We start from the raw sequence: 22,167 nt of genomic DNA on the forward strand, positions 1-22,167 counted from the left end.
GCTCATTATTGGTATTATTCCCGATCCGCCTGCTAGATGGATGAATATTCGCTCCGTCAGGCAGGATCATTCTATCACGCGGCCAATGCTGCTGGCACTTTTAGCAATTGAGCAAGCCTCGATGTAGCCATGCGGAATCGAGGCTACTCATTGACCGGAGTCACCGATAAAAATAAAACCGCTGAAGGCAATGAATTTCGTTATTGATCGAGAATGATGCAGCCGTCGCGTCAAGTTTTCATTGCAGCGCTTCCACCTGCACCAAATTATCCGAAAACGACGGCGCATTGCCCATATTGACCAGTTCCGCCGAACTGATGCTGTTCACCGTCCCATCATTCAATTGTCGCCAGTAGCCCAACGTCGCGACGACCAATCCCGGCTTCACATCCTCGCTGATCTTCGCAACGCCCGCAAAAGCGCCCCGCCCGTTAAAGACCCTGACCTTCTCGCCCTGCCGGATGCCACGCTGATCGGCATCGAGGGCGTTGATCAGCACGAATTGCTCGCCCTGCCCCTGAATCTTGTTTTCCATGTTCGCATAACAAGAGTTCAGGAAACCGTGGCTCTTCGGTGACACGATGTTCAACGGATAGCGTTTGGCAAGCTCCGGATTCGTGGCCGCCGTTTCCCGGGAAGGCACATAATCCGGCAACGGGTCCAGCGCTTCGCCCGGTTGCAAGCCATCGTACATCTGCCGGAAAGGTCCCGGCACGAAATTGGTCGCGCCATCGGCGATCAGCTGGCATTTGCCGGACGGCGTCGGAAAGTTGCCTTCCTTGTGCGGCGCCCGATCGTCCTTGGTGCCGACGTTCAAACGAGCGAAACCCTGCTTGCGCAAAATCGCCAGATCGATGCCTTTACAAGCAGGGGCATCCCAGTCGATATAATGTTCCAGGCATTCGGCATCGGACCACTTGAAATTGTCTTCCTGAAAACCTAACCGCGCGGCCAGACGCCGGAAAATCTCGTTGTTCGGGATCGCCTCGCCAGGCGATTCGACGCATTTGGCATTGTAAGTCAGGTACAGATGGCCCCAGGACAGGATGACGTCTTCCATCTCCGCGCCCATCGACGCCGGCAACAGGATGTCCGCATACAGGGCGGTGTCGGAGATGAAGTGTTCCGCCGAAACCAGAAACAGATCCTCGTTCTTCAAGCCTTCGACGATCCTATCGGTTTCCGGCGCCTGGGTGACCGGGTTCGCGTTCCAGCACATGATCGACTTGATCGGCGGGCCAGCGGGCGGATCGATGGTCAGGGCGCGGCCAATCTGCAAGGCGTTGATCACGCGCGTGCCTTCCGGGATCAAGTCCGGCCGGCAGATCACGTCGAACCGATAAGGATGCTCCCAGACCGGAAACTGCAGGATGCCGCCGCCGACATGACGCCAGGCGCCAGTCAAGGCGGGAAGACAAGCCACAGCGCGAATGGTCTGGCCGCCGCCGTGATGCCGCTCCAGCGCGACGCCGATCCGTATCGCGGCAGGCTGCGTGACCGCGTATTCGCGGGCCAGCTCGCGGATGTCGTCGGCCGGGATGCCGGTGATTTCGGCCGCCCATTCCGGCGTCCGCGTAAGCGCGCGTTCCGCCAGCTCCGGAAATCCGACCGTGTAGTTATCGACATAATCCTGATCGATCAAGCCCTCTTCGATGATCGTATGGATCATCGCCATCGCCAGCGCACCGTCCGTACCAGGCTTCGGCGCGATATGCCAATCGGCTTCCTTCGCCGTGCGGGAGGCATAGGCATCGATCACGACGACCTTGGCGCCCTGTTTCTGCGCTTCCTTGACGATGTGCCAGTGATGCAGATTGGTGCTGACCGAATTACAGGCCCAGATGATGATGTATTTGGCATGGATGAAGCTTTCCGGATCGACCCCGGCGGTCGGCCCGACCGTCAGCAGCCAGGCGGTGCTCGAACCCTCGCCGCAGAAGGTGCGCTCGGTGACCGTCGCGCCCATGCGGTTGAAGAAAGCATCGCCGCCGTTCAGTCCATGCACCAGGCCCTGATTGCCGAGGTAGCTGTAAGGCACGATCGCCTGCGGGCCGTGTTCGGCGATGATCGCCTGCCAGCGGCTGACGATCTCGTCCAGCGCTTCATCCCAACTGATCCGCGTGAACTGCCCACTGCCTTTCGGGCCGCTGCGGCGCATCGGATACAAGAGGCGATCGGGATGATAATGGCGTTTTTCGTAATCCTTCAACTTGACGCAGAGCCCTCCCCGCGTCATCGGATGATCGGGATTGCCTTTGACGCCGGTCAGCTTGCCGTCCTCGACTTCGAATATCATCGAGCAGGTATCGGGACAATCGTGCGGGCAACCGCCGGGATGCGTGGTTTTGATCGGTTCGGCCATGTTGGATTTTGCGCTGAAAAAAAGCTGATCATAACTCATTCGGAGGGGGCAGTCATGTTTGATAAACCTCATCATGACTGCCGACATTGACCAAAATGATTTCCTTTTCGGTAATCACCATTTCCAGGGTGATTCGATAACTGATATTGATCGATACCGACTGTAAGGCAGCCAATTTGCCTTTCAAGGGATGCAAGCGCAACGATGGATGATGGGGATTTTGAGACAGCAACAGCAGTGTTTTTCGATATTGCTCCTTGAGCTCCGGATGCTGCCGAGCAAAGCGTTTGGCGCGTTTTTTATAGCTGTCGGTAAAGATTAAGGTGTAGCTCATTCGGTGAACAAGTCGGCGACATGGTGATCCACAGACTCCTTGCTGAACCGGCCAGAGGCAATATCCTGCTGCGCCTCATACAGCGCGGCTTCCAGTTCCATTTCGCGCAGATAGTGGTAATGCTCGATCTTCATCACCACATAACATTCTTTCCCGCGCACCGTGATAACGGCTTCCGGCTGATTGGCAAGGTTTTCTTCCAGACAGGCGATGCCTTTGGTTTTTAATTCGTTTGCTGTAATCATGCTATATCACCCGATTAATCGTACGCTTAACTATATGATTAAATGCATTCTTCGTCAAATAGTCGAGTTTCATCGCATTCCGGCGCTCCCACAAAGACGCATAGGCCATCAGAAATTAATCGGTATTTCATTTTGTCGCGATTCCCATTAGAATGCGCCCCCTTTGATCATTCAAGATTCATACATAAGGAAAATCGCTTTTGGAAATTGTTTTCGTTTTTGGCCGCTTGTTTCTGTCGTCAATCTCCAACGTCTTTCAAAAACAGCTGACTCATCAGGGCCTGCATCCGTTTTACATCGTCGCCACCACCTACGCGGTACTGTCCGTCCTCTCCCTGCCCTTCTTTGTCAACGCCGCCTTCGCGCAGTTGAGCCCGTTATTCTGGCTCAATGTGTTTCTGGCGTCGCTGTTCGACGTCGGCGGCTGGATGTTTATGGTGATGTCGTTGTCGAAAACCGATCTGTCGGTGTTCGGACCGCTCAATGCCTATAAGGTCGTCATGTCGATGCTGTTTGCGCTCGTCTTTCTGGGCGAAGTGCCGACCGCGCAAGGGCTTGCCGGCGTCATCGTGATCGTCGCCGGCAGCTTTTTCCTGATGCCGCCAGGGAAAGACACGGGGCAAGGCCGGCTCACCGCACTCCTGCAGGACCGCGGCGTGCAGGCCAGATTCCTTTCTATCCTGCTGTTTTCGATCGGCACGGTGTTCCTGAAAGGCTCGCTCGAACAGTCCGCGCCGCTCGAGACCTTGATCTTCTGGTCGTGGTTCGGCTTGCCTTTAATCCTGCTCGCGAATACGTTTTTTCACACCGAGCGCCTGGCGGACAATGTCAAAAAATCGCAGCCGCATCTGTTGCCGATGACCGCGACCGGCCTGACGGTCTTCGTGATGCAATATCTGACGCTGGTGCTGATGTCGCAGATGCTGATCGCCTACGCGGTGGCCCTGTTTCAACTGGGCATGTTGCTGCAGGTATTTCTCGGTCACCGGATTTTCAACGAACCGCATCTGCTGCGCAGGCTGATCGGGAGCCTGGTGATGGTGGCGGGAAGCGTTCTGGTCTTGCAGGTTCGTTAGGAAAAAAACGGCGGCGGTTTTCCGCCCGCTCCCTGTCTAAGCAAATGGCGGGCAACGGCGAAGGCCGCTTGCCACCCCGCTGTGCTATTTGAAGGGAGAAAGGCCATGACCACTTTGATCAAATATGTCACCGTTTCCATACTTTTTCTGCTGCCGATGGTGTTAAAGGCCGAAGTCCGCTTCAAGCAAATCGCCCAATTCGATATTCCGGAAGCCAAACAGGGCATTGCTGTTGACCGGGATTATTTTTATGCAGTCGACAATCGCGCCATCGCGAAATACTGGAAGCACAGCGGCAGACTGGTCACGCGCTGGGAAGCTCGGCCCGGCGGGCCAATCATTCATCTCGATAGCGCCGTGGCTATCGATGGCAAGATTTATGCCGCCCATTCGAACTGGCCTCACTTGCCGATCGGCAGTTCGGTTGAAATATGGAACGCCAGCACCCTGCAGCACATTCGGACTCACCGGCTCGACCGTCCGGAATGGGGTTCATTGACCTGGCTTGATTACCACGACGGTTGCTGGTGGGGAACCTTTGCCCATTATGACCGGGTCGGCCCCGACGGCAAACCGTATGGCGGCGGTAAAAGCAAGGCAATCCTGGCCAAGTTTGACTCCGACTGGAACCTCCTCCAGAGCTGGACTTTTCCCGCCGACGTCCTGCAGAAATTTGGCGCCATGAGCAATTCCGGTGGGTCGTGGGGGCCGGACGGTTTTCTGTATGTCACCGGCCACGACCTGGCGGAAATCTATAAAATGCAGATTCCCCATGCCGGCACCGTCCTTGACTGGGTCGGCACCCTCCCGCTCAATATTCGCGGCCAGGGCATCGCCTGGGACCGTCACGCAGGCAATGCCTTGTACGGCATCATTCGCGCGACGGACGAGGAAGTCAGACGGGGCGTGTCCAATCAGGTCGTCGTCTTTCGGTCCGGCATAAAGTCTAGGTAAAGTCGGCGACAGGCCTGTACGTTTCTTTCCTGCCGCTCATTCCTCATCGAAACCTAAGACCTTCATCTCCAGACCCTCGATCTCCTGCAACGATTTCCCGGCAATCCCCTGCAAATCGCCGTACATGCCGACGGTCGCGTTCATCACCCGCTCGATCTGCGCCTCGCGCTTGGCCCATTGTTTCATGATCGCCTTGCGCTCCTTGTCGAGGTCTTCCTGCATCGTCGAAAAGGCTTCGACGATCGCCTCGACGCGCTGACGGAAGCGCGGGCCGGTCAGGTACTGGTAGATCATCTCGGTTTTGGTGTGCTGGCCTTCGGAAGCCTGCCGCGCCATGCTGACCTGCAGCAGGGTGTGGCGCAGGATCGTCGCGACCGGCAGCGCCGCGCGCGGGCCGGTGACCCAGATGCCGTCGATCACCTCGAAGGTTTCGACGCCTTTCGGCAGGGCCTGGCTGACCAGGACCGCCACTTCGGCCTTGGCGCTGCGCTGGTCTTCGCGCAGCTTGACCAGCCAGCCGTCGCTCCAGTTTTTGGTGCGCTTGGATTCCCAGAGGATGGCGCCGCAGTCCTGGCCGCTGTGATTGACCACGTTCTGCAAGACGTCGCCGCCGAATTCGCCCTTCGGCACCGGATCGATCGCATCGAACGGAAACCGGGTTCTTAGCAGGTTTTCGAGCTCCAGTTCCAGCACCTCGCCCTGCAATTGCTGGGAGCCCTGCTCGGCCTTTTGCTTCAGTTCCTCGATTTTCTGCTGCATCGAGGCGATGGTCTGGTCTTTTTCCAGCACTTTGAGCTTCAGGCTTTCCTCGGCTTCGCGCCTGGCCAGGCTACGGACTTCGCTGAGTCCATCCTGCACGCGCTTTTCGACGGTCAGTTCCAGTTCGCGTCTGGCGTCGTCGAGCTCGCGCTGTTTTTTGAGCATATCGGCCTGCGCCTGTTGCGCCTCGGCCAGTTTCGCATCGCGGCCTTTCAGAAGTTCCTGCAATTCGGCCAGTTCGCGGCTTTTGCCTTCGAGTTCCTGGGCGGCGGCCTGTCTGGCTTTCCGGCTTTCCTCTTCGACCACCCGCGCCCTCTCGGCTTTCAGTTGCGCGGCGACCTGCTCGGCGACCTGGTCTTCGAGCCGGCGTTTTTCCTCGGCGATCTGCTTTTCCCTGTCGCGGACGCCCTGTTCGCGCGCGGCGATTTCCCGATCCTTTTCTAAAAGCTGCCGTTCAAACTGCGCGCGGGTCGCGGCGAGCAAGGGCGCGGCCAGGGATTCGGTCAGGCGGATTTCGGTTTGGCAATGAGGGCAGGTAACGGTCGGTTCGGTCATGATCGGTGTCTGTTTGTTATCAGAGTAATGATACCCTACAACGATTTTCTAGGCGGCAAAAAAAAGGCCGGAGCATGTCCGGCCTTTTTGGGTCCTTCGCTTAGCGCAAGAGGCCCTGCAACAAGCCGTTCAGCTTGTGCACGAACGCGGACGGATCGTCGAGCTGGCCGCCTTCGGCCAGGATCGCCTGGTCGAACAGGATGTGGGTCAGGTCGGCGAAGCGGCTGTCGTCCTGCTCGGCTTTGAGGCGCTGTACCAGGGCATGGTCCGGGTTGATCTCGAAGATCGGCTTCTTGCCGAAGTTCATCTTCTGGCCGGCTTCCTTCATGATCCGCTCCATGTTCAGACTCATGCCGTACACGTCGGAGACCAGACAGGCCGGGGATTCGGTCAGACGGTGGCTCAAGCGTACTTCGCTGACTTTGTCGGCCAACACGTCTTTGATCTGGGTCAACACCGATTCGAAATCCTTGCTGACTTCTTCCTGATGCTTTTTCTCTTCCTCGTCATCCAGCTTGCCCAAATCCAGCTGGCCCTTGGCGACCGATTGCAGGTGCTTGCCATCGAATTCGTCCATGCTCGATACCAGCCATTCGTCGACGCGGTCGGACAGCAGCAAGACTTCGATACCTTTCTTGCGGAAGATTTCGAGGTGCGGGCTGTTCTTCGCGGCCGCGTAGCTGTCCGCGGTCACGTAGTAGATATGCTCCTGACCTTCCTGCATCCGGCCGACATAGTCCTCCAGGCTGACCGACTGCTTGTCGCCGTCGCCGTGCGTCGAGGCGAAGCGCAAGAGTTTCGCGATGCGATCCTTGTTCGCATGATCCTCGATCGGGCCTTCCTTGAGCACCGCGCCGAATTCGGACCAGAATTTTTCGTATTTTTCCGGCTCGTTCTTCGCCACGCCTTCCAGCATGCCGAGCACCTTCTTGACCGCGCCGGATTTGATCGTGCTGATCTGCTTGCTTTGTTGCAGGATCTCGCGCGAGACGTTCAGCGGCAGCGAGTTCGCGTCGATCACGCCCTTGATGAAGCGCAAATAGCGCGGCATCAACTGCTCGGCGTCGTCGGTGATGAAGACCTTGCGGATGTACAGCTTGACGCCGTGTTTGTTGTCGCGGTCCCACAGGTCGAACGGCGCGCGCGATGGCACGTACAAGAGCAAGGTGTATTCGTTCGTGCCTTCGACCTTGCTGTGCACAAAGGTCAAAGGATCCTGGAAGTCGTGGCCGACATGCTTGTAGAACTGGTTGTAGTCGTCCTCGCTGATGTCCTGGCGCGCCTTGGTCCATAAGGCCGATGCGCTGTTGACGGTTTCTTCCTCGACTTGCGCGGCCGGCTTTTCGGCCTCTTCATTGCCTTCTTCGTCGTAGGACGGCAGGGCTTCCTTGTCCATCACGATCGGCAGGGAGATATGGTCGGAGAATTTCCGGACGATCGAGCGGATGCGGTAGCCGTCCAAAAATTCGCTTTCGGATTCTTTCAGGTGCAGCGTGATTTCGGTGCCGCGCGTGGCCTTTTCGACCGATTCGAGCGTATAGTCGCCCTCGCCCGCCGATTCCCAGCGCACGCCTTCGCTCGCCGGCGCACCGGCCTTGCGGGTGACCAGGGTCACCTTGTCCGCGACGATGAAGGCCGAATAGAAGCCGACCCCGAACTGGCCGATCAGCTCGCTGTCCTTGGCCTGATCGCCGGTCAAGGCTTCGAAGAACTGCTTGGTGCCGGATTTCGCGATCGTGCCGATATGCTCCTGCACTTCCGCGCGGGTCATGCCGATGCCGTTGTCGATCACCTTGATCGTGCGTTTGTCCTTGTCGTATTCGAGGCGGATCTTCAGGTTGCTGTCGCCTTCGTACAGGCTCTCATTGGACAGGGCCAGGAAACGCAGCTTGTCGGACGCATCGGAGGCGTTCGAGATCAGCTCGCGCAGAAAGATTTCCTTGTTGCTGTACAAGGAATGGATCATCAAGTGCAACAGGTGTTTGACTTCGGTTTCAAAACCCAGCGTTTGTTTTTTTGCTTCTACTGTCATATGTGCTCGTTCCGGTTACAAAGAATGGATGAGCACTGAACTGGGGACCGGCGATTTGTTTTTCAAGCCCCGGCTTCGGCAACAAGTGATCGAAAGCTCAATTAATCAGACTCTTCTGCTTCGGCTTGCCGATATTTTTTCTCTCGGAGCACAATAGATCGGTCATTTTGTGGCCAGGCAACGGCGGACTGAAGAAATACCCCTGGATGATGTCGCACTCGCGGCCCACCAGATAACCCAGTTGTTTCTCGGTTTCGACACCTTCCGCGATAATTTTCTGTCCCAGCGAATGCCCCATCTCGATGATCGCGCGGACGATATTCGCGTCACGGGAATCATTCGTCATCTCCCGGATGAATGACTGGTCGATTTTGAGCACATCGATCGGAAAATTCTTCAGATAGGACAAGGAAGAATAACCGGTTCCGAAATCGTCCAGGGCCAGATGTATGCCCATTTTTTTCAGGCGCTTCAACTGTAACTCGATGCGTTTGATATCGCCCACCAGCATCGACTCGGTAATTTCCAGTTCGAGATGTTCGGGCGCCAGTTCGGAATCGCCGAGCGCGTTTTCGACCATTTCCAGAAAATCGGGATCAGAAAATTGCCGCGCCGAAATATTGACCGAAACCTGCGGCAACGGGATGCCCTCCTGCTGCCAGGTCTTGAGCTGTTTGCAGGCCGTGCGGAGAATCCATCTGCCGATGTCGACGATCAGCCCGGACTCTTCGGCAACCGGAATAAAATGGTTCGGCGGCACCATTTTGATTTGTCCGTCGACTTGATGAAACCAGCGGATCAGCACCTCCGCCCCACAGAGGACTCTGTCCTTCGCCCGGTATTGCGGCTGGAAGTACAGTTGCAACTCGTTCTTAGCGATCGCATTGCGCAAATTGATCTCCATATTCAGCCTGTCCTGGATCGCCGCGGTAAAGTCTTTGCGATAAAACTGGTAATGATTGCGCCCGGCGTTCTTCGCTTCATGCATCGCCATATCGGCATGTTTGACCAAGGCCTCGGCCGAAGCCCCGTCTTCCGGGGAAATCGCGATGCCGATGCTGGCGCCGACATAGACATCGCGGCGCCGAATGAAGAATGACTGTGCAAAACATCCGGTGATCTTTTTGGCGATCATCGACGCGGCGTAAACCGCATGCTCCTGCAACTTGTCGTTCAGCAGCAGGACCGCAAATTCATCGCCGCTCAAGCGGGCGACCAGATCGCTTTTCCGGGTAATGTCGGTTAATCTTTCGGCGGTTTTCTTAAGCAGTTCGTCTCCGGCTGCGTGGCCGAGCGAATCATTAATCGACTTGAAGCGATCGAGATTGATATACAAGACGATCACATGCAAATGATAGCGGGCAGCCGTCGACAAAAACTGTCCCAAGCGTTCGAAGAATAGCGCCCGGTTGGCCAAACCGGTCAATTCGTCAAAATAAACAATTTTCTGTACGCGGTTTTCGGCTAATTTTTGCTGGGTAATATCGGATAAACTGAAGAAAAAATGATTATCCCGGCTGCCGTCCTTGACCGCGGTCACTTCCAGCCTGGCCGGAAAAACCCCGCCATCTCCCCGGCGACAATTGCACTCAGCAGTCCAGCGCTGTCCGGCGTTTCCGCCGCATGCGGTTTCCAGAGCGGACATCGCCCTTTCCGATTCGGCAGGGGCGATAATCATGGCGATGTTTTGATTGTGTAAAGCGTCGGGCGGATAGCCGGTCAATTCCTGGAAAGTCTTATTGCTGTCGAGCACCTGAAACTGTTGATCCAGCAGCGCGCAAGCGATATGACACTGATCGACCGCCTGTTCCAGCAACTCCAGACGGGCTCTTTTTCGTTCATACTCTCCGGCCGGAATACCGGTCACAATCAAGCGATAGCGTTTTTGTTCGAGGTCGTATACCGGCGTGCGGGTCACCTCCATCGTGACTTCCGGCGATATCCGCCGGATTTCCTTCACGGGGCGGCGCAGCTTCCAAGCAATTTTGTCCCGGGCAGCGCCAGCTTTCAACGCCTCGATATCGCAGTCGGCCTGCTGGGCAAGCTCGAAATAGGTTTTCCCGAGGTAGTCCACACCGGCCAAATTGAAACTGGCCAAATATGCCGGCGACGCACTGAGCCAGCGCCCGTTTTTATCCTTCAAACAGAGAAAATCGGGAGAAGACTGAATGAGTATCCTATCGGAAAGCTGCAGCGCCTCCGCCTCCAGAGCGACCGGCAACGGCAGTTTGTCGTGAAAGCTAAAGCTATTTTGGCTCGCCTGCAAGAAAGCGGCGGACGTGTAGAGACTGAATGCACCGTTCAGCATCATTAACGGGACTTCGTAATCGAGCCGAGGATAATAATGCGCGGCGAGAAGATATAAGATATTCGCGAATACGAGCAATATTGCCAGAAACAGAAGTATCTTATGTTTCATAGGATCCCGGAGAGGATGTTAATGGGATTAACCAGCAAAGCGCTTATTGCTCTGCCGTCCTGCGGGAAGCCATCATAGAAATGACCGGGAGCTTCTAACAACTCCCTATTCTTCAGAAAATGGATAGGACTGGGCAATAAGTCATTGATAGTTTAGCACCATCTCCGTCTTATGCCAGAATTAAGAAACGAATTGCCTACTGTTTTACTGCAACCACCGAAGTAAACTGCAAACAAACCTGCAACAAGGTCTGCCACGGATCGCCCGGCTGTTGCCCCTTGATCTCGCGGTCGGCTTTGGCGCTGATGACCAGGATGCGGTGCAAGGCCGCTTCGGTCAATCGATCCAGCGCCTGTGCGACCAGCGCCTTGCGTTTGTCCCAGATTTGCTGAGCCTGCATCGCGGCATCGCGGTTTTTGCCGGCGGCCAGATCCTGCTTGAGTTTGCACAGCGTGCGGGCTTCGCGGGTGATCGCCCAGAGCACGACCGGCGCGGCGACATCCTCGTCCTTCAGCCCGGCCAGGATCTTCGTGATTCTGCCCGGATTGCCGCTCAGCAAGCTGTCGGCCAGTTTGAAAACATCATAGCGCGAACTGTCCGCGACCGCATCGGCGATCTTGGCGGCATCCAGGAAGCCTGCGCCGTAGAGGATATAGAGCTTTTCGATTTCCTGGGCGGCGGCCAGCAAGTTGCCTTCGATTCGGGCGGCCAGCAGCTTCAAGCCGTCCTTGTCGGCGCTGATGCCGCGCTGCTGCATACGTTGTTGCAGCCAGCGCAGCAGATCCTCGCCTTCGAGCGGCCAGACCTGAATAAAGACGCCGACGCGCTCCAGGGCCTGAAACCAGCGCGTTTTCAGGGAGGCTGACGCGAGCTTGCCGGTCGAAATCAACAGCAGGGTGTCTTCCGGCAAGCGTTCGCAATACGTGGTCAGGACTTTTGCGCCTTCGGTGCCGGGCGCTGCGGAGGGCAGCCTCAGATCGATCACTTTCTTTTCCGCAAACAGCGAGGTCGCATAGGCGGCCGCCGGCAGGTCGTGCCAGGAAAAACCGCTATCCGGCGAAAAAATCTCCCGCTCCAGATAACCGGCTTCCTGGGCCGCCTTGCGGATCGCGTCGGTGATTTCGGCGATTTGCTGCGGCTCATCGCCGCTGACCAGATAGACCGGGGCGAGGGGTTTATTGCGTAAATGCTGCGCCGTTTGTTCCGGCTTCAGGCGCATCGTTATTTGGCGCTCGCCTGAACTTGCGCCTGGGCGCGTTCCAGGATCGTGCGCACGGCCTGCTGGTATAATTCCCGGAGGATCACTTTTTCTTCGTTACTCTTCGCGAGAATGTCCTGCTGGTCATTGAAATATTCACGAATGATCTGAATCGGCTTGCCGGCCGGCAGCGGCGCATTGCCGGCCCCGACCAGCTGAACTTCCAGGCGGTAACCCAATTCGAACTCATTGGAACGGCCGCTGAAATTCAGCGAAACAGACCGGCGCTTGAGTTTTTCCTCCACCACCTTGACCTGTAAATCCGCCTCTTTCGCTTTTTTGACCACGCGGGCGGAAGACAGCCTCAGGACTTCGTCGAAGCCATCGCGCAAGGCCCCCGAAGCTCCCTCCAGATAGACTTTCTTGAATTTGACCGTCGTCTGACCGGCGCCGCGCAAATGGTAACCGCAGGCGCTCAGCCAGCAAGCCAGGAAGATAATGAATAGCTTCTTCATCAAATGACGATGTTCACCAGTTTTTTAGGAACCACGATGATTTTCTTGACCGCCTGCCCTTCCAGCAAACGGGCGATATGCTCGTCGCCGAGAGCCTGCGCTTCGATGGCCTGATTCGAGGCGGCCGCGGCCACCGAAATCTTGCCGCGCAATTTGCCGTTGACCTGCACGACCATCTCCAGCGTATCCTGCGTCAATGCCGACTGATCGACGACCGGCCAGGCCGCGGTGATCAATGCATCGGTGCGTCCCAAATCCTGCCACAGCTGATGGCAGACATGCGGCACGATCGGCGACAACATCAGCACGACCGCTTCGAGTGCTTCCTGAAGCAGCGCGCGCCCATTGTCGGACTCGTCATTGAACTTGTACAAATGATTGACCAGTTCCATGTTCGCCGCGATCGCGGTATTGAAGGTGAAGCGGCGGCCGAAGTCGTCGCTGACTTTCGCGATCGTCTGATGCAACTGGCGGCGCAGGTCGGCCTGCTCCTTGGTCAGGGCGGCCTTGTCGAGCGCCTTGACCGCTTGGCCCGACTCGACATGCTGATAGACCAGCTTCCACAGCCGTTTCAGGAAGCGGAACGCGCCTTCGACGCCGCTGTCGGACCATTCGAGCGATTGTTCGGGCGGCGCCGCGAACATGATGAACAGGCGCACCGTATCGGCGCCGTATTGATCGATCAAGGCCTGCGGATCGACCGTGTTGCCTTTCGACTTGGACATTTTGCTGCCGTCTTTCAACACCATGCCCTGGGTCAGAAGATTCTTGAACGGCTCGTCGGCGACGATCAAGCCTTCATCGCGCAGCAGCTTGGTATAGAAGCGCGCATAGAGCAGATGCAGGATCGCGTGTTCGATGCCGCCGATGTAATGATCGACCGGCAGCCAGTGGTTCGCGCGCGCATCGAGCATCGCTTCGGAATCCTTGCAGGCATATTTCGCGAAATACCAGGACGACTCCATGAAGGTATCGAAGGTGTCGGTCTCCCTCCGAGCCGCCTTGCCGCAGCTTGGGCACGTCGTCTTCGAGAAGGTCGGATGCGCGACCAGGGGCGACTGCGAGCCGTCCAGCACCACATCGCGCGGCAGTTCGACCGGCAGATCCTTTTCCGGCACCGGTACGGTGCCGCAGTCGTCGCAGTAGATCACCGGCACCGGCGCGCCCCAGTAACGCTGGCGCGAAACGCCCCAGTCGCGGAGCCTGAAGCGCACATGCTTGTCGCCGAGGTCCTTAGCTTTCAAATCGGCCGCGATCGCATCGACCGCCTGCTTGTGGGTCAGGCCGTCGTATTTGCCGCTGTTGACCAGCACCAGCGAGTCTTCTTTCGACCCATACCAGTCCTGCCAGCCAATCGTGTCGAACGGCTTGTCGTCTTTACCCGGCGCTTGATTCTCCAAAACCTGGATGATCGGCAGATCGTATTTCTGCGCGAAATGAAAATCGCGCTCGTCATGCGCCGGTACCGCCATCACTGCGCCTTCGCCGTAACTCATCAGCACGTAATTACCGACCCAGACCGGGACTTGAATACCTGTCAAAGGATGCGTGACACTGATACCGGTCGGCATGCCCTTCTTTTCCATCGTCGCCAGATCGGCTTCGGCGGTGCCGGTCTGCTCGCATTCGTGAATGAACGCGGCCAGTTCCGGATTATTCCGGGCGGCACGCGCCGCCAAGGGATGCTCGGGGGCGACCGCGCAGAAGGTCACGCCCATGATCGTGTCGGCGCGGGTCGTATAAACCCACAATAAATCCTGTTTGCCGTCCAGTTCGTAAGGAAACGCGAAACGTACGCCATAGCTCTTGCCGATCCAGTTGGCCTGCATCGTCTTGACCTGCTCCGGCCAGCCGTCGAGCGTATCCAAAGCTTGCAGGAGTTCGTCCGCGTAGTCGGTGATCTTCAAGAACCACTGCGCGATCTCCTTGCGCTCGACCTGGGTGTCGCAGCGCCAGCAGCAGCCGTCGATCACCTGCTCGTTCGCGAGCACGGTCATGTCGTTCGGGCACCAGTTGACCGGCGCGGTCTTTTTGTAGACCAGGCCTTTTTCGAGTAGCTTCAGGAAAAACCATTGCTCCCAGCGGTAATAGGACGGGTCGCAGGTCGCGATTTCGCGCTGCCAGTCGTAGCCGAAGCCGAGCCGCTGCAACTGGCCCTTCATATAAGCGATATTGTCGTAGGTCCAGTCGGCCGGATGCACGCCGTGCTGCATCGCCGCGTTCTCGGCCGGCAGGCCGAATGCGTCCCAGCCCATCGGCTGCAATACGTTCTTGCCGAGCATGCGCTGATAGCGGCTGATCACGTCGCCGATGGTATAGTTACGAACATGCCCCATGTGTAGTTTACCGCTGGGATAGGGGAACATCGACAGGCAATAATACTTTTCTTTCGGGGACGATTCGGACACGTTGAACACGCCCGTCTCTTCCCAGATTTGCTGCACTTCTTGCTCTATAACCAACGGCTTGTAATTTTCTTGCATCCTTCTCGTCTTTTGTCGGTCAAAAGCGTTAGAATACCACAGTTGCTCGAATCAAGAGTGTCATTTTCAGGAGAGGTAAGTATGAACAAAAACAAATGGGTCGCCGCATATAACGACATCGTGAAGCACCTTTACGAAACGATGGACGAGGCCCTGCACACGCTCGGCGAGGCGCTCGAGATTTCGACCGAAAAAGCCGGCAAGACCAGCGATTTGAGCAAGGAAGACCTGGACAAGGTATCGGGCTACGTGAAACGCGACGTCGAAAGCGCCGCGCATGGCCTGAGCGCGAAGAGCGACGATGAATCGCTATCCGAATGGTTCAAATTCGATATCGAGCTGATCGAGAATTTTACGCTCGACGCCTTCTTGAGCGTCGCGGACAAAACCCGGATCCAGCTGGCCGAACTCGAAGAGCACGCGAAGGTCCACAAATACCAAAGCGGCGAAATCACGATCCCCGGCACCTTCATCTGCGACAACTGCGGCAAGGAAATCGCGTTCAAGACCACCAGCGAAATCCCGGTTTGCCCGCAATGCAAGGCAACCACCTTCGTGCGCATGTAAGCAAGCGAAACCCTTAGCTTTTGTATTATAATAAGATTTTAGCTAGCGGATTTCACGGAGCACAACTAAAAATGCGCAGAGTCATTTTCAATCAAAAAGGCGGCGTCGGCAAATCAACGATTACTTGCAATCTTGCCGCGATCAGCGCCGTCGAAGGCAAACGCACCTTGGTGATCGACCTCGACGTTCAGGGCAACTCGACGCAATACCTGATGGGTCAAAAGGTTGCCGAAAGCGGAAAAACGCTCGCGCAGTTCTTCAAGGACACCCTGAGCCTGTCGCTGTTCGGCGGCGGCTCGGGCTCCGGCCTGGAAAGCTTCATTCATGAAACGCCGTTCCCGAATCTTTACGTGGTGCCCTCGCATCCCGAACTGGAGTCCCTGCAAAGCAAACTCGAATCGCGCTTCAAGATCTTCAAGCTGAAGGAAGCGCTGGAAAGCCTGCAAGGCTTCGACCAGGTCTACATGGACACGCCGCCGGTATTGAACTTTTTCAGCCAGTCGGCGCTGATCGCGGCGGACAAATGCCTGATTCCGTTCGACTGCGACACCTTCTCGCGCGAGTCGCTGTTGACCCTGATGAACACGATCCGCGAAGTGAAGGCCGATCACAACCAGCACCTCGAAATCGAGGGCATCGTGGTCAACCAGTTCCAGAAACAGGCAAACCTGCCGCGCCAACTGGTCGACCAGTTGATCGCCGAAGGCCTGCCGGTGCTCGCCGCGATGATCTCGCCTTCGGTCAAGGTCAGAGAATCGCACAGCCAGGCGCAGCCGCTGGTGCATTATGTGCCGGGCCACAAACTGACCGAGGAATTCAAGGCACTGCATTCGGAGATTCACGGGGAATCGTAAAGCAAAGCCCCCGCCGCAGGCGGGGGTTAAAATCCTGTGCAATTAAGCCGCTCACTGACCGGGGCCGAAGCGAGCGGCTTCGACCCCGCCCAGCCGGCACCGCCCTTCCCCTTCAATACAACAAGCCGTATAAACCGCCGCTTCTCACCTTCGCTTCGGCACTTTCGATCAACTTGTCCCGCTCGAACTCATCCGCGATCGTTTTCAACACCGGCGCCGCCTGAATGAGATTCATGCCGGGCCTGATGCGCGGATCGTAGAGCATCTTCAGCAGCAGATAATCCAGCCCCGACAGCAACGAGTTGACCGATCTATCGTTGAATATCGAGGGAAACACCTGCTCGGAATCATTCGGCAAGCCCAGTACCTGCGTGATTTCCTCGACGATGCAATCGACCAGTTTCGCGTGCGCGCTGGCGCGGTCGACCGGAATGATCACGACCGCCCGAGCAATCGATGCATCGCCGGCCACGGCAAAGTTGCCGAGACAAACGCTATGGCGGAACAGACGCTCCCGCTGCGCCTTTGAGCGAATCCCGAAGTCTTGCAAGAGTTCGCTCCGCAACCGACCCTCGGTCGAAAAAATGATCAGCAGATTCGCGTCTTTCTGCGCCGCCGCCGGCCTGATGCGCAAACCGGTAATCGCGGACAACTGTTCGATGTGCAGGCGCGCCAACCTTTCGTGCAATTCCTGATCGCCCACCCGGTGTACAAAAAAATAGTTGATCGGCGTCGTCCACTTGCGGATGCCGACGGGACGGTGGTCCGAATGTTCGTTGAACATTGCGATCTCGATAAAGCTTTTCAGCACATAGCCCGGCGACTTCCAGGACTCGAACGGGTCCGCCCGCGCCGGCGATGCAGCGAGCAGCCCAAGCAAGCCTAGGCCGCACAGCGCCAAGCGAATTTTACTGTCATGGCTATTCAACATGTACGCCCCTTCAGCGCATGAGATGATGGATTAGGCAAGACCCAAAAACCAAACCGCACAGTTCGGCAAAACTTCTGTACAATACCGGCGCCTGAAACCCAGCCTGGAAACTCCGCCACCCCTATGAAAAATCTCACCGCCACGCGCCTCGCACCCTGGCTGTTACCGCTGTTGTCCGGCATATTTATCGGCACCAGCTACATTCCGTTCCCGCCCTGGGCCGCGCTGTTTTGTTTCGTGCCGTTGTGGCTGTTCTGGCAGCGGCAGACCCGCCTCATGCCCGTTTTCCTCGGCGGCTTGCTGACTTCGTTCGTGTTCACGCTGATCGGTTTCAACTGGGTCACCTACACGCTGCACGAATTCGCGCATCTGCCCTGGCCGCTGGCGGTGGTGGGGATGCTATTGTACGCTCTGCTCGCGCATTTGTTCGTGCCGGTTGCGGGGATGCTGTGGTTTTGGGGCAAAAGCCGGTTCGGCTGGAACGACAAGCTGTCGCTCGCGCTGATGGCGATGATCACGGTGCTGTGCGAGGCCTACTCGCTGACCCTGTTCGACTGGAATTTCGGTTATTCGTGGTACGGCGCGGGAACGCCGATTTTTCATTGGGCCGAAATCATCGGCTTCAAGGGGCTCAGCGCGCTGACGCTGCTCGCGAACCTGCCTTTGTATTGGGCCTGGGTGCGGCGCCGGGAGATTCGCGGCAAGTTGCTGCTGGCCTCGGTCAGCGTGGTGTTTGCGCTGCTCAATTTCGGCGGCCTCTGGCTGAAAGAGCGTCTGCCGGAGCCCGATGCGTCGCTGAACGCGCTGCTGGTGCAGGCCAGCATCGAAAACTCGGAAAAGCTCGCCGCCGAACTCGGCAAGGGCTTTCGCGAGGAAATTTTCAGGCGTTACATCACCTTGACTGATCAGGCGCTGGCGGCGCATCAGGACAAGAAGATCGACGTGGCCTTATGGCCGGAGACCGCGTTTCCGGCGATCCTCGGCCCCGAGTTCATCGCTCAGGAGTATCCGTCCGCGCTGCGAGAATACCTGCATGAGCGGCAGTTGCCTTTGATTACCGGCGCTTACGGCTATAACATGCAGCAGCGACTGCCGACCAATTCGCTGTTCGTGCTGAACAAGGACGGCGAACTACAGCCGGCGCATTACAGCAAGACGATTCTGCTCGCGTTCGGCGAATACATTCCGGGCGAGGAAACGTTTCCGCAGATCCGGCAATGGCTGCCCGAAACCGGGCAATTTGCGCGCGGCAAGGGGCCCCGCGAGTTACTGACCTGGAACGGCTTCAAGATCGGCGCGCAAATCTGCTACGAAAGCCTGTTCCCCGAATTTTCACGCGAACTGGCCGGCCGCGGTGCGGAGTTCATCGTGAATGCGACCAACGATTCCTGGTACGGCGCCTGGCAGGAGCCTTACCAACACATGTACATGACGCTGGCGCGCGGCGTCGAATTCCGGATTCCGGTGCTGCGGGTCACCAATACCGGCATTTCGACCGTCTCGCTGGCATCTGGCGAGATTCTCGAGCGTTCGCCGATCTATCGCCCCTGGAGCGGCTTGTATGAAGTCCGTTACCGGAAAAATCCCGAGCCGACTTTTTATCAACGTTGGTTTTGGCTGGTTCCCGCCCTGCTCTGGTCGTCACTGGCGGCCTTACTGCTGGCGGGCTGGTTTTCCGGGGTCAGACAATCTGACCGGTAACACCGTCAGGCCTAGATGATATCGAAAGCAGTGTAAGACAATTCCGGTTCGAGCTCGGTCACTTCGATGTTGTCAACGCGCGCGGTGACCGGCCCCTTGCTGCACCATTTGATGAATTTATCGATCATCAAATGCTCCGCCTCGGCATAGATTTCGACCCGGCCGTCCGGCAGGTTCCGCACGGTACCGAGGATCGCCAGATGCTTGGCCTTGTTCTGAGTAAAAAGCCTGAAATAAACGCCCTGTACGCGGCCGGCAACCACGATTTTTACTCTGCGCATGTTTTTTGTATTCTCCAACAGTAATGGATTTTCGGATTACGGGAAAAATCTTCCGGGACGGTCGCCGCGCTGATGTCTTCGATTCGCAAATCGGACAAGGCCTGAGGGTCCATTTTAAAGCGCCGGAAGTTGGTCGAGAAATAGAGTACGCCGTTCGGAGCCAACAGGCTGGCGGCGTGTGTGATCAATTGTACATGGTCTTGCTGAATGTCGAAAACGTCTTCCATCCGTTTTGAATTCGAAAAGGTCGGCGGATCGAGAAAGATCAGGTCGTATTGGCGGCAATACGGTTGCGCGGCCTCCTGCGCCAGCCATTCCAGGCAGTCGGCCTGTATCAATTCGTGCGCGCCCTCGATCTGATTCAGCGCCAGATTCCGTTTCGCCCAGTTCACATAGGTATTCGACATGTCGACCGTGGTGGTCGCAATAGCCCCGCCCTTCGCCGCATGCACGGTCGCGCTGCCGGTATAGGCGAACAGGTTCAGAAAGCGCTTGCCCTTCGCCTCTTGTTGAATCCGGAGGCGGATCGGCCGGTGATCGAGAAACAGACCGGTATCGATATAATCCTCGAAATTGACCCAAAACTTGCAGCCGCCTTCCTCGACGACATGAAACTGGCCGGTTTCGCCGTGTTTTTCATACTGGTCGGTACTTTTTTGCTTGCGGCGGATTTTCAGGAACACGTTTGCCTTGGGGATGCCGAGCACCTTCGGAATCTCGGCGAGCACGCCGGCCAGCCGGCGGTCGGCCTTGAACGGATCGACGCTCTTCGGCGGCTCGTATTCCTGCACGTTGACCCAGGTTTCCTCGCCCTGATAGATATCGACCGCGACCGCGAATTCGGGCAGGTCCGCGTCATAAACACGGTAGCAGGTCACCTGGTTTTGCTTCGCCCATTTCGCGAGCTTTTTCAGGTTCTTTTGCAGCCGATTCGCGAACATGTCGGCGCCGACCGCGTCTTCGGCGGGCTGCTGGCTGCCTTCGACCGCGCGGCTGATGCGCTCCTCCGGCGTCTTCGCCTTCGGGACGAAAAACGCCGCGGGTTCGATGCTGAAGCGCAGCAGTTTGCATTCGAGCGCGCCGTTATACAGCGTGACCGGCTTTTGCGAGCGGATGCCGAGACGGAAACCCAGTTCCGGATCGCTGATGATCAGCGCGGCCTTCCAGCCGATAAAACGGGTTTTCAAGATCTCGCCGAAGCGCTGATACAGATCGGCGGTTTCCTGAGTATCGCCGAGCCGTTCGCCATACGGGGGATTGCAGATCACCAGTCCCGGCGGCCAGCTCGCGGCCGCTTCGGCATCGGCGATGTCGCGGCGTTCGACATGGATTTTGTGTTGCAGACCGGCATTCGCGATATGCGCCAAAGCCGCATTGACCGACTGGCGGTCGAGGTCGAAACCGGCGATCACCGGAATCTTGTCCATGCCGGCCAGTTTCCGCTGGCGCGCGTCTTCGCGGATCGCCAGCCAAACCTCCTCATCGTGCTGTTTCCAGCCGAGAAAGCCGTAATAATCGCGCAGCAGACCGGGCGCGAAATCGCCCGCGATCATCGCCGCCTCGATCAACAGCGTGCCGGAGCCGCACATCGGATCGATCAGCGTGCCGCCGGCTTTGGCGATGTCCGGCCAGCCGCTTTTCAGCAGCATCGCGGCGGCCAGGTTTTCCTTGATCGGCGCCTGAATCGTGATGTCGCGGTAGCCGCGCCGGTGCAGGCTTTCGCCGGACAGATCGAGACTCAATTGCGCGCTTTGGCCCTGCAAATGCACATTGACCCGAATGTCCGGCCGCTCGATCGCGATATTCGGACGCTTGTGAAACTTCGCCCGCATCTGGTCGACGATCGCATCCTTGACCTTCAAGGCGCCGAAATGCGAATGCGTGATCACTTCCGAGTTTTTCGCGCTGAAGGTCACCGCAAAGCTGTCTTCCGGGCCCATGTGCTCGAACCAGTTGATCCTTTTGACACCGTAATACAGATCGTCCTGGGTTTTGACGTCGAAGGTGCCGAGCAACAGCAGAATACGATTCGCGGTCCTGGACCACAAACAGGCCCGGTAAGCCGTCGCCAGATCGCCCGCGAAGGCGACGCCGGCGAGCGCGGGTTTGATGTTTTCCGCGCCGAGTTGCTTCAATTCTTCGCAAAGAACGGCTTCCATCGCCTTCGGAGTCGTGGCGAAAAACTGGTAGTGGGACATGTTTTAAAAGACTGGGGAGAAAGACAAAAGAGCGTATTTTACGCCGGATAGGCCGGGTTAGCATAGCCGCTTGTGTACTTTGCGGGCATAACCCAATCTTGGGGGAGGGAATTTGGGGTTAGACCTTGCTGGCCTAACCCACGCTTCTGACGAGTTTATTGAATTTTGATCAACTCGACATCGAAAATCAGCGCTTCGTTCGGACCAATCGGGCCCGCGCCGCGTTCGCCGTAAGCCAATTCGGATGGAATATACAGGCGGAATTTATCGCCTTCCTTCATCAGCTGCACGCCCTCGGTCCAGCCCGGAATCACGCCATTCAAAGGGAAAGTGATTGGCTCGCCTCGGCTGTAGGAACTGTCAAACTCTTTGCCGTCGACCGTCGTGCCCTTGTAATGCACGGTCACGTTATCGGTTGCCGAAGGAAAAACCGTGCCGCTACCCTTCGCCAATACTTCATACTGCAAACCGCTTTTGGTCGTCACGATATTCGGCTTTTTGCCGTTTTGCGCCAGAAAAGCCGCGCCTTCGGCCTTTTTTTCCGCCGGCGTGGTCGCATTGGCCAAGGAAACAATCGTTAAACCGACAAGCACCACCGTCACAAATGAAATGATTTGAGTTTGAAGTTTACCCACGGTATCCCCTCTTAAATTATTATTGGAGCCTATAGTGTAACAAACAAATAGCGATTCAACCGCAATAG

At 57.1% G+C, this 22,167-nt stretch carries 18 protein-coding genes; 5 read left to right on the forward strand and 13 right to left on the reverse strand.

From position 1 onward, the window contains the following. Positions 1–238: 238 nt before the first annotated feature. The 3 genes from ACEPPP_RS02540 to ACEPPP_RS02550 are packed head-to-tail and all read right to left on the reverse strand — an operon-like array spanning position 239 to position 2,941. Positions 239–2,362 carry a molybdopterin-dependent oxidoreductase gene (locus ACEPPP_RS02540; RefSeq protein WP_374089494.1) on the reverse strand — a complete coding sequence of 708 codons (2,124 nt, stop codon included), beginning with the start codon at positions 2,360–2,362 and terminating at the stop codon, positions 239–241. A gap of 52 nt (positions 2,363–2,414) precedes the next feature. After that, positions 2,415–2,696, reverse strand: a complete 282-nt coding sequence (locus tag ACEPPP_RS02545; protein WP_374089495.1) for a type II toxin-antitoxin system YafQ family toxin — start codon at positions 2,694–2,696, stop codon at positions 2,415–2,417. Further along, complete coding sequence (locus ACEPPP_RS02550; protein ID WP_374089496.1) at positions 2,693–2,941, reverse strand: type II toxin-antitoxin system Phd/YefM family antitoxin; 249 nt, start codon at positions 2,939–2,941, stop codon at positions 2,693–2,695. Before ACEPPP_RS02550 ends, ACEPPP_RS02545 begins: the two co-directional genes overlap by 4 nt. A gap of 200 nt (positions 2,942–3,141) precedes the next feature. On the opposite strand from ACEPPP_RS02550, the gene ACEPPP_RS02555 reads away from it, so the two are divergent. Further along, positions 3,142–4,017 carry an EamA family transporter gene (locus ACEPPP_RS02555; protein WP_374089497.1) on the forward strand — a complete coding sequence of 292 codons (876 nt, stop codon included), beginning with the start codon at positions 3,142–3,144 and terminating at the stop codon, positions 4,015–4,017. A 105-nt stretch (positions 4,018–4,122) separates the two neighbouring features. Continuing rightward, positions 4,123–4,971, forward strand: a complete 849-nt coding sequence (locus tag ACEPPP_RS02560; protein WP_374089498.1) for a hypothetical protein — start codon at positions 4,123–4,125, stop codon at positions 4,969–4,971. A 36-nt stretch (positions 4,972–5,007) separates the two neighbouring features. Here ACEPPP_RS02560 and ACEPPP_RS02565 read toward each other — a convergent pair whose 3' ends face one another. From ACEPPP_RS02565 to leuS, 6 genes are all read right to left on the reverse strand, one after another. Continuing rightward, complete coding sequence (locus ACEPPP_RS02565) at positions 5,008–6,285, reverse strand: DUF2130 domain-containing protein (protein ID WP_374089499.1); 1,278 nt, start codon at positions 6,283–6,285, stop codon at positions 5,008–5,010. A 100-nt stretch (positions 6,286–6,385) separates the two neighbouring features. Continuing rightward, positions 6,386–8,317 (reverse strand): molecular chaperone HtpG, encoded by a 1,932-nt coding sequence (gene htpG / locus ACEPPP_RS02570; RefSeq protein WP_374089500.1) that lies wholly within the window; start codon positions 8,315–8,317, stop codon positions 6,386–6,388. A 97-nt stretch (positions 8,318–8,414) separates the two neighbouring features. Beyond that, complete coding sequence (locus ACEPPP_RS02575) at positions 8,415–10,736, reverse strand: putative bifunctional diguanylate cyclase/phosphodiesterase (RefSeq protein WP_374089501.1); 2,322 nt, start codon at positions 10,734–10,736, stop codon at positions 8,415–8,417. A gap of 196 nt (positions 10,737–10,932) precedes the next feature. Beyond that, a complete protein-coding gene (gene holA, locus ACEPPP_RS02580; RefSeq protein ID WP_374089502.1) occupies positions 10,933–11,955 on the reverse strand; it encodes a DNA polymerase III subunit delta in 1,023 nt (340 codons plus the stop codon). A 2-nt stretch (positions 11,956–11,957) separates the two neighbouring features. Then, positions 11,958–12,449 (reverse strand): LPS assembly lipoprotein LptE, encoded by a 492-nt coding sequence (gene lptE / locus ACEPPP_RS02585; protein ID WP_374089503.1) that lies wholly within the window; start codon positions 12,447–12,449, stop codon positions 11,958–11,960. Next, complete coding sequence (leuS, locus tag ACEPPP_RS02590) at positions 12,449–14,932, reverse strand: leucine--tRNA ligase (protein WP_374089504.1); 2,484 nt, start codon at positions 14,930–14,932, stop codon at positions 12,449–12,451. The genes lptE and leuS overlap by 1 nt, the downstream gene beginning before the upstream one ends. An 81-nt stretch (positions 14,933–15,013) precedes the next feature. On the opposite strand from leuS, the gene ACEPPP_RS02595 reads away from it, so the two are divergent. Both ACEPPP_RS02595 and ACEPPP_RS02600 read left to right on the forward strand, forming a co-directional pair. Next, positions 15,014–15,499 (forward strand): zinc ribbon-containing protein, encoded by a 486-nt coding sequence (locus tag ACEPPP_RS02595; RefSeq protein WP_374089505.1) that lies wholly within the window; start codon positions 15,014–15,016, stop codon positions 15,497–15,499. 71 nt (positions 15,500–15,570) lie between these two features. Continuing rightward, positions 15,571–16,353, forward strand: a complete 783-nt coding sequence (locus ACEPPP_RS02600) for a ParA family protein (RefSeq protein WP_374089506.1) — start codon at positions 15,571–15,573, stop codon at positions 16,351–16,353. A 112-nt stretch (positions 16,354–16,465) separates the two neighbouring features. Here ACEPPP_RS02600 and ACEPPP_RS02605 read toward each other — a convergent pair whose 3' ends face one another. After that, the gene (locus ACEPPP_RS02605; protein ID WP_374089507.1) at positions 16,466–17,284 is read right to left on the reverse strand and encodes a DUF2927 domain-containing protein; all 819 of its coding nucleotides are present in this window, start codon (positions 17,282–17,284) and stop codon (positions 16,466–16,468) included. 123 nt (positions 17,285–17,407) lie between these two features. Here ACEPPP_RS02605 and lnt point away from each other — a divergent pair, with 123 nt between their 5' ends. Further along, positions 17,408–18,985, forward strand: a complete 1,578-nt coding sequence (lnt, locus tag ACEPPP_RS02610; RefSeq protein ID WP_374089508.1) for an apolipoprotein N-acyltransferase — start codon at positions 17,408–17,410, stop codon at positions 18,983–18,985. Between the two features lie 11 nt (positions 18,986–18,996). Here the strand turns inward: lnt and ACEPPP_RS02615 are convergent, their stop codons facing one another. The 3 genes from ACEPPP_RS02615 to ACEPPP_RS02625 all read right to left on the reverse strand — a co-directional run bounded on the left by ACEPPP_RS02615 (position 18,997) and on the right by ACEPPP_RS02625 (position 22,099). Next, positions 18,997–19,266, reverse strand: coding sequence for an acylphosphatase (locus tag ACEPPP_RS02615; protein ID WP_374089509.1), 270 nt, complete (start codon positions 19,264–19,266; stop codon positions 18,997–18,999). After that, positions 19,254–21,464, reverse strand: a complete 2,211-nt coding sequence (gene rlmKL / locus ACEPPP_RS02620; RefSeq protein ID WP_374089510.1) for a bifunctional 23S rRNA (guanine(2069)-N(7))-methyltransferase RlmK/23S rRNA (guanine(2445)-N(2))-methyltransferase RlmL — start codon at positions 21,462–21,464, stop codon at positions 19,254–19,256. Before rlmKL ends, ACEPPP_RS02615 begins: the two co-directional genes overlap by 13 nt. A 155-nt stretch (positions 21,465–21,619) precedes the next feature. Next, positions 21,620–22,099, reverse strand: coding sequence for an FKBP-type peptidyl-prolyl cis-trans isomerase (locus tag ACEPPP_RS02625; protein WP_374089511.1), 480 nt, complete (start codon positions 22,097–22,099; stop codon positions 21,620–21,622). Positions 22,100–22,167 lie beyond the last annotated feature (68 nt).

The sequence above is a fragment of the Methylomicrobium lacus genome, assembly GCF_041897535.1.
GTDB classification, from domain to species: Bacteria; Pseudomonadota; Gammaproteobacteria; order Methylococcales; family Methylomonadaceae; genus Methylomicrobium; species Methylomicrobium lacus_A.

Coding starts and splice junctions, on each gene's coding strand:
- ACEPPP_RS02540 (WP_374089494.1), bottom strand. CDS start 2,362: ATGGCCGAACCGATCAAAACCACGCATCCCGGCGGTTGCCCGCACGAT.
- ACEPPP_RS02545 (WP_374089495.1), bottom strand. CDS start 2,696: ATGAGCTACACCTTAATCTTTACCGACAGCTATAAAAAACGCGCCAAA.
- ACEPPP_RS02550 (WP_374089496.1), bottom strand. CDS start 2,941: ATGATTACAGCAAACGAATTAAAAACCAAAGGCATCGCCTGTCTGGAA.
- ACEPPP_RS02560 (WP_374089498.1), top strand. CDS start 4,123: ATGACCACTTTGATCAAATATGTCACCGTTTCCATACTTTTTCTGCTG.
- ACEPPP_RS02565 (WP_374089499.1), bottom strand. CDS start 6,285: ATGACCGAACCGACCGTTACCTGCCCTCATTGCCAAACCGAAATCCGC.
- htpG (WP_374089500.1), bottom strand. CDS start 8,317: ATGACAGTAGAAGCAAAAAAACAAACGCTGGGTTTTGAAACCGAAGTC.
- ACEPPP_RS02575 (WP_374089501.1), bottom strand. CDS start 10,736: ATGAAACATAAGATACTTCTGTTTCTGGCAATATTGCTCGTATTCGCG.
- holA (WP_374089502.1), bottom strand. CDS start 11,955: ATGCGCCTGAAGCCGGAACAAACGGCGCAGCATTTACGCAATAAACCC.
- lptE (WP_374089503.1), bottom strand. CDS start 12,449: ATGAAGAAGCTATTCATTATCTTCCTGGCTTGCTGGCTGAGCGCCTGC.
- leuS (WP_374089504.1), bottom strand. CDS start 14,932: ATGCAAGAAAATTACAAGCCGTTGGTTATAGAGCAAGAAGTGCAGCAA.
- ACEPPP_RS02595 (WP_374089505.1), top strand. CDS start 15,014: ATGAACAAAAACAAATGGGTCGCCGCATATAACGACATCGTGAAGCAC.
- ACEPPP_RS02600 (WP_374089506.1), top strand. CDS start 15,571: ATGCGCAGAGTCATTTTCAATCAAAAAGGCGGCGTCGGCAAATCAACG.
- ACEPPP_RS02605 (WP_374089507.1), bottom strand. CDS start 17,284: ATGTTGAATAGCCATGACAGTAAAATTCGCTTGGCGCTGTGCGGCCTA.
- lnt (WP_374089508.1), top strand. CDS start 17,408: ATGAAAAATCTCACCGCCACGCGCCTCGCACCCTGGCTGTTACCGCTG.
- ACEPPP_RS02615 (WP_374089509.1), bottom strand. CDS start 19,266: ATGCGCAGAGTAAAAATCGTGGTTGCCGGCCGCGTACAGGGCGTTTAT.
- rlmKL (WP_374089510.1), bottom strand. CDS start 21,464: ATGTCCCACTACCAGTTTTTCGCCACGACTCCGAAGGCGATGGAAGCC.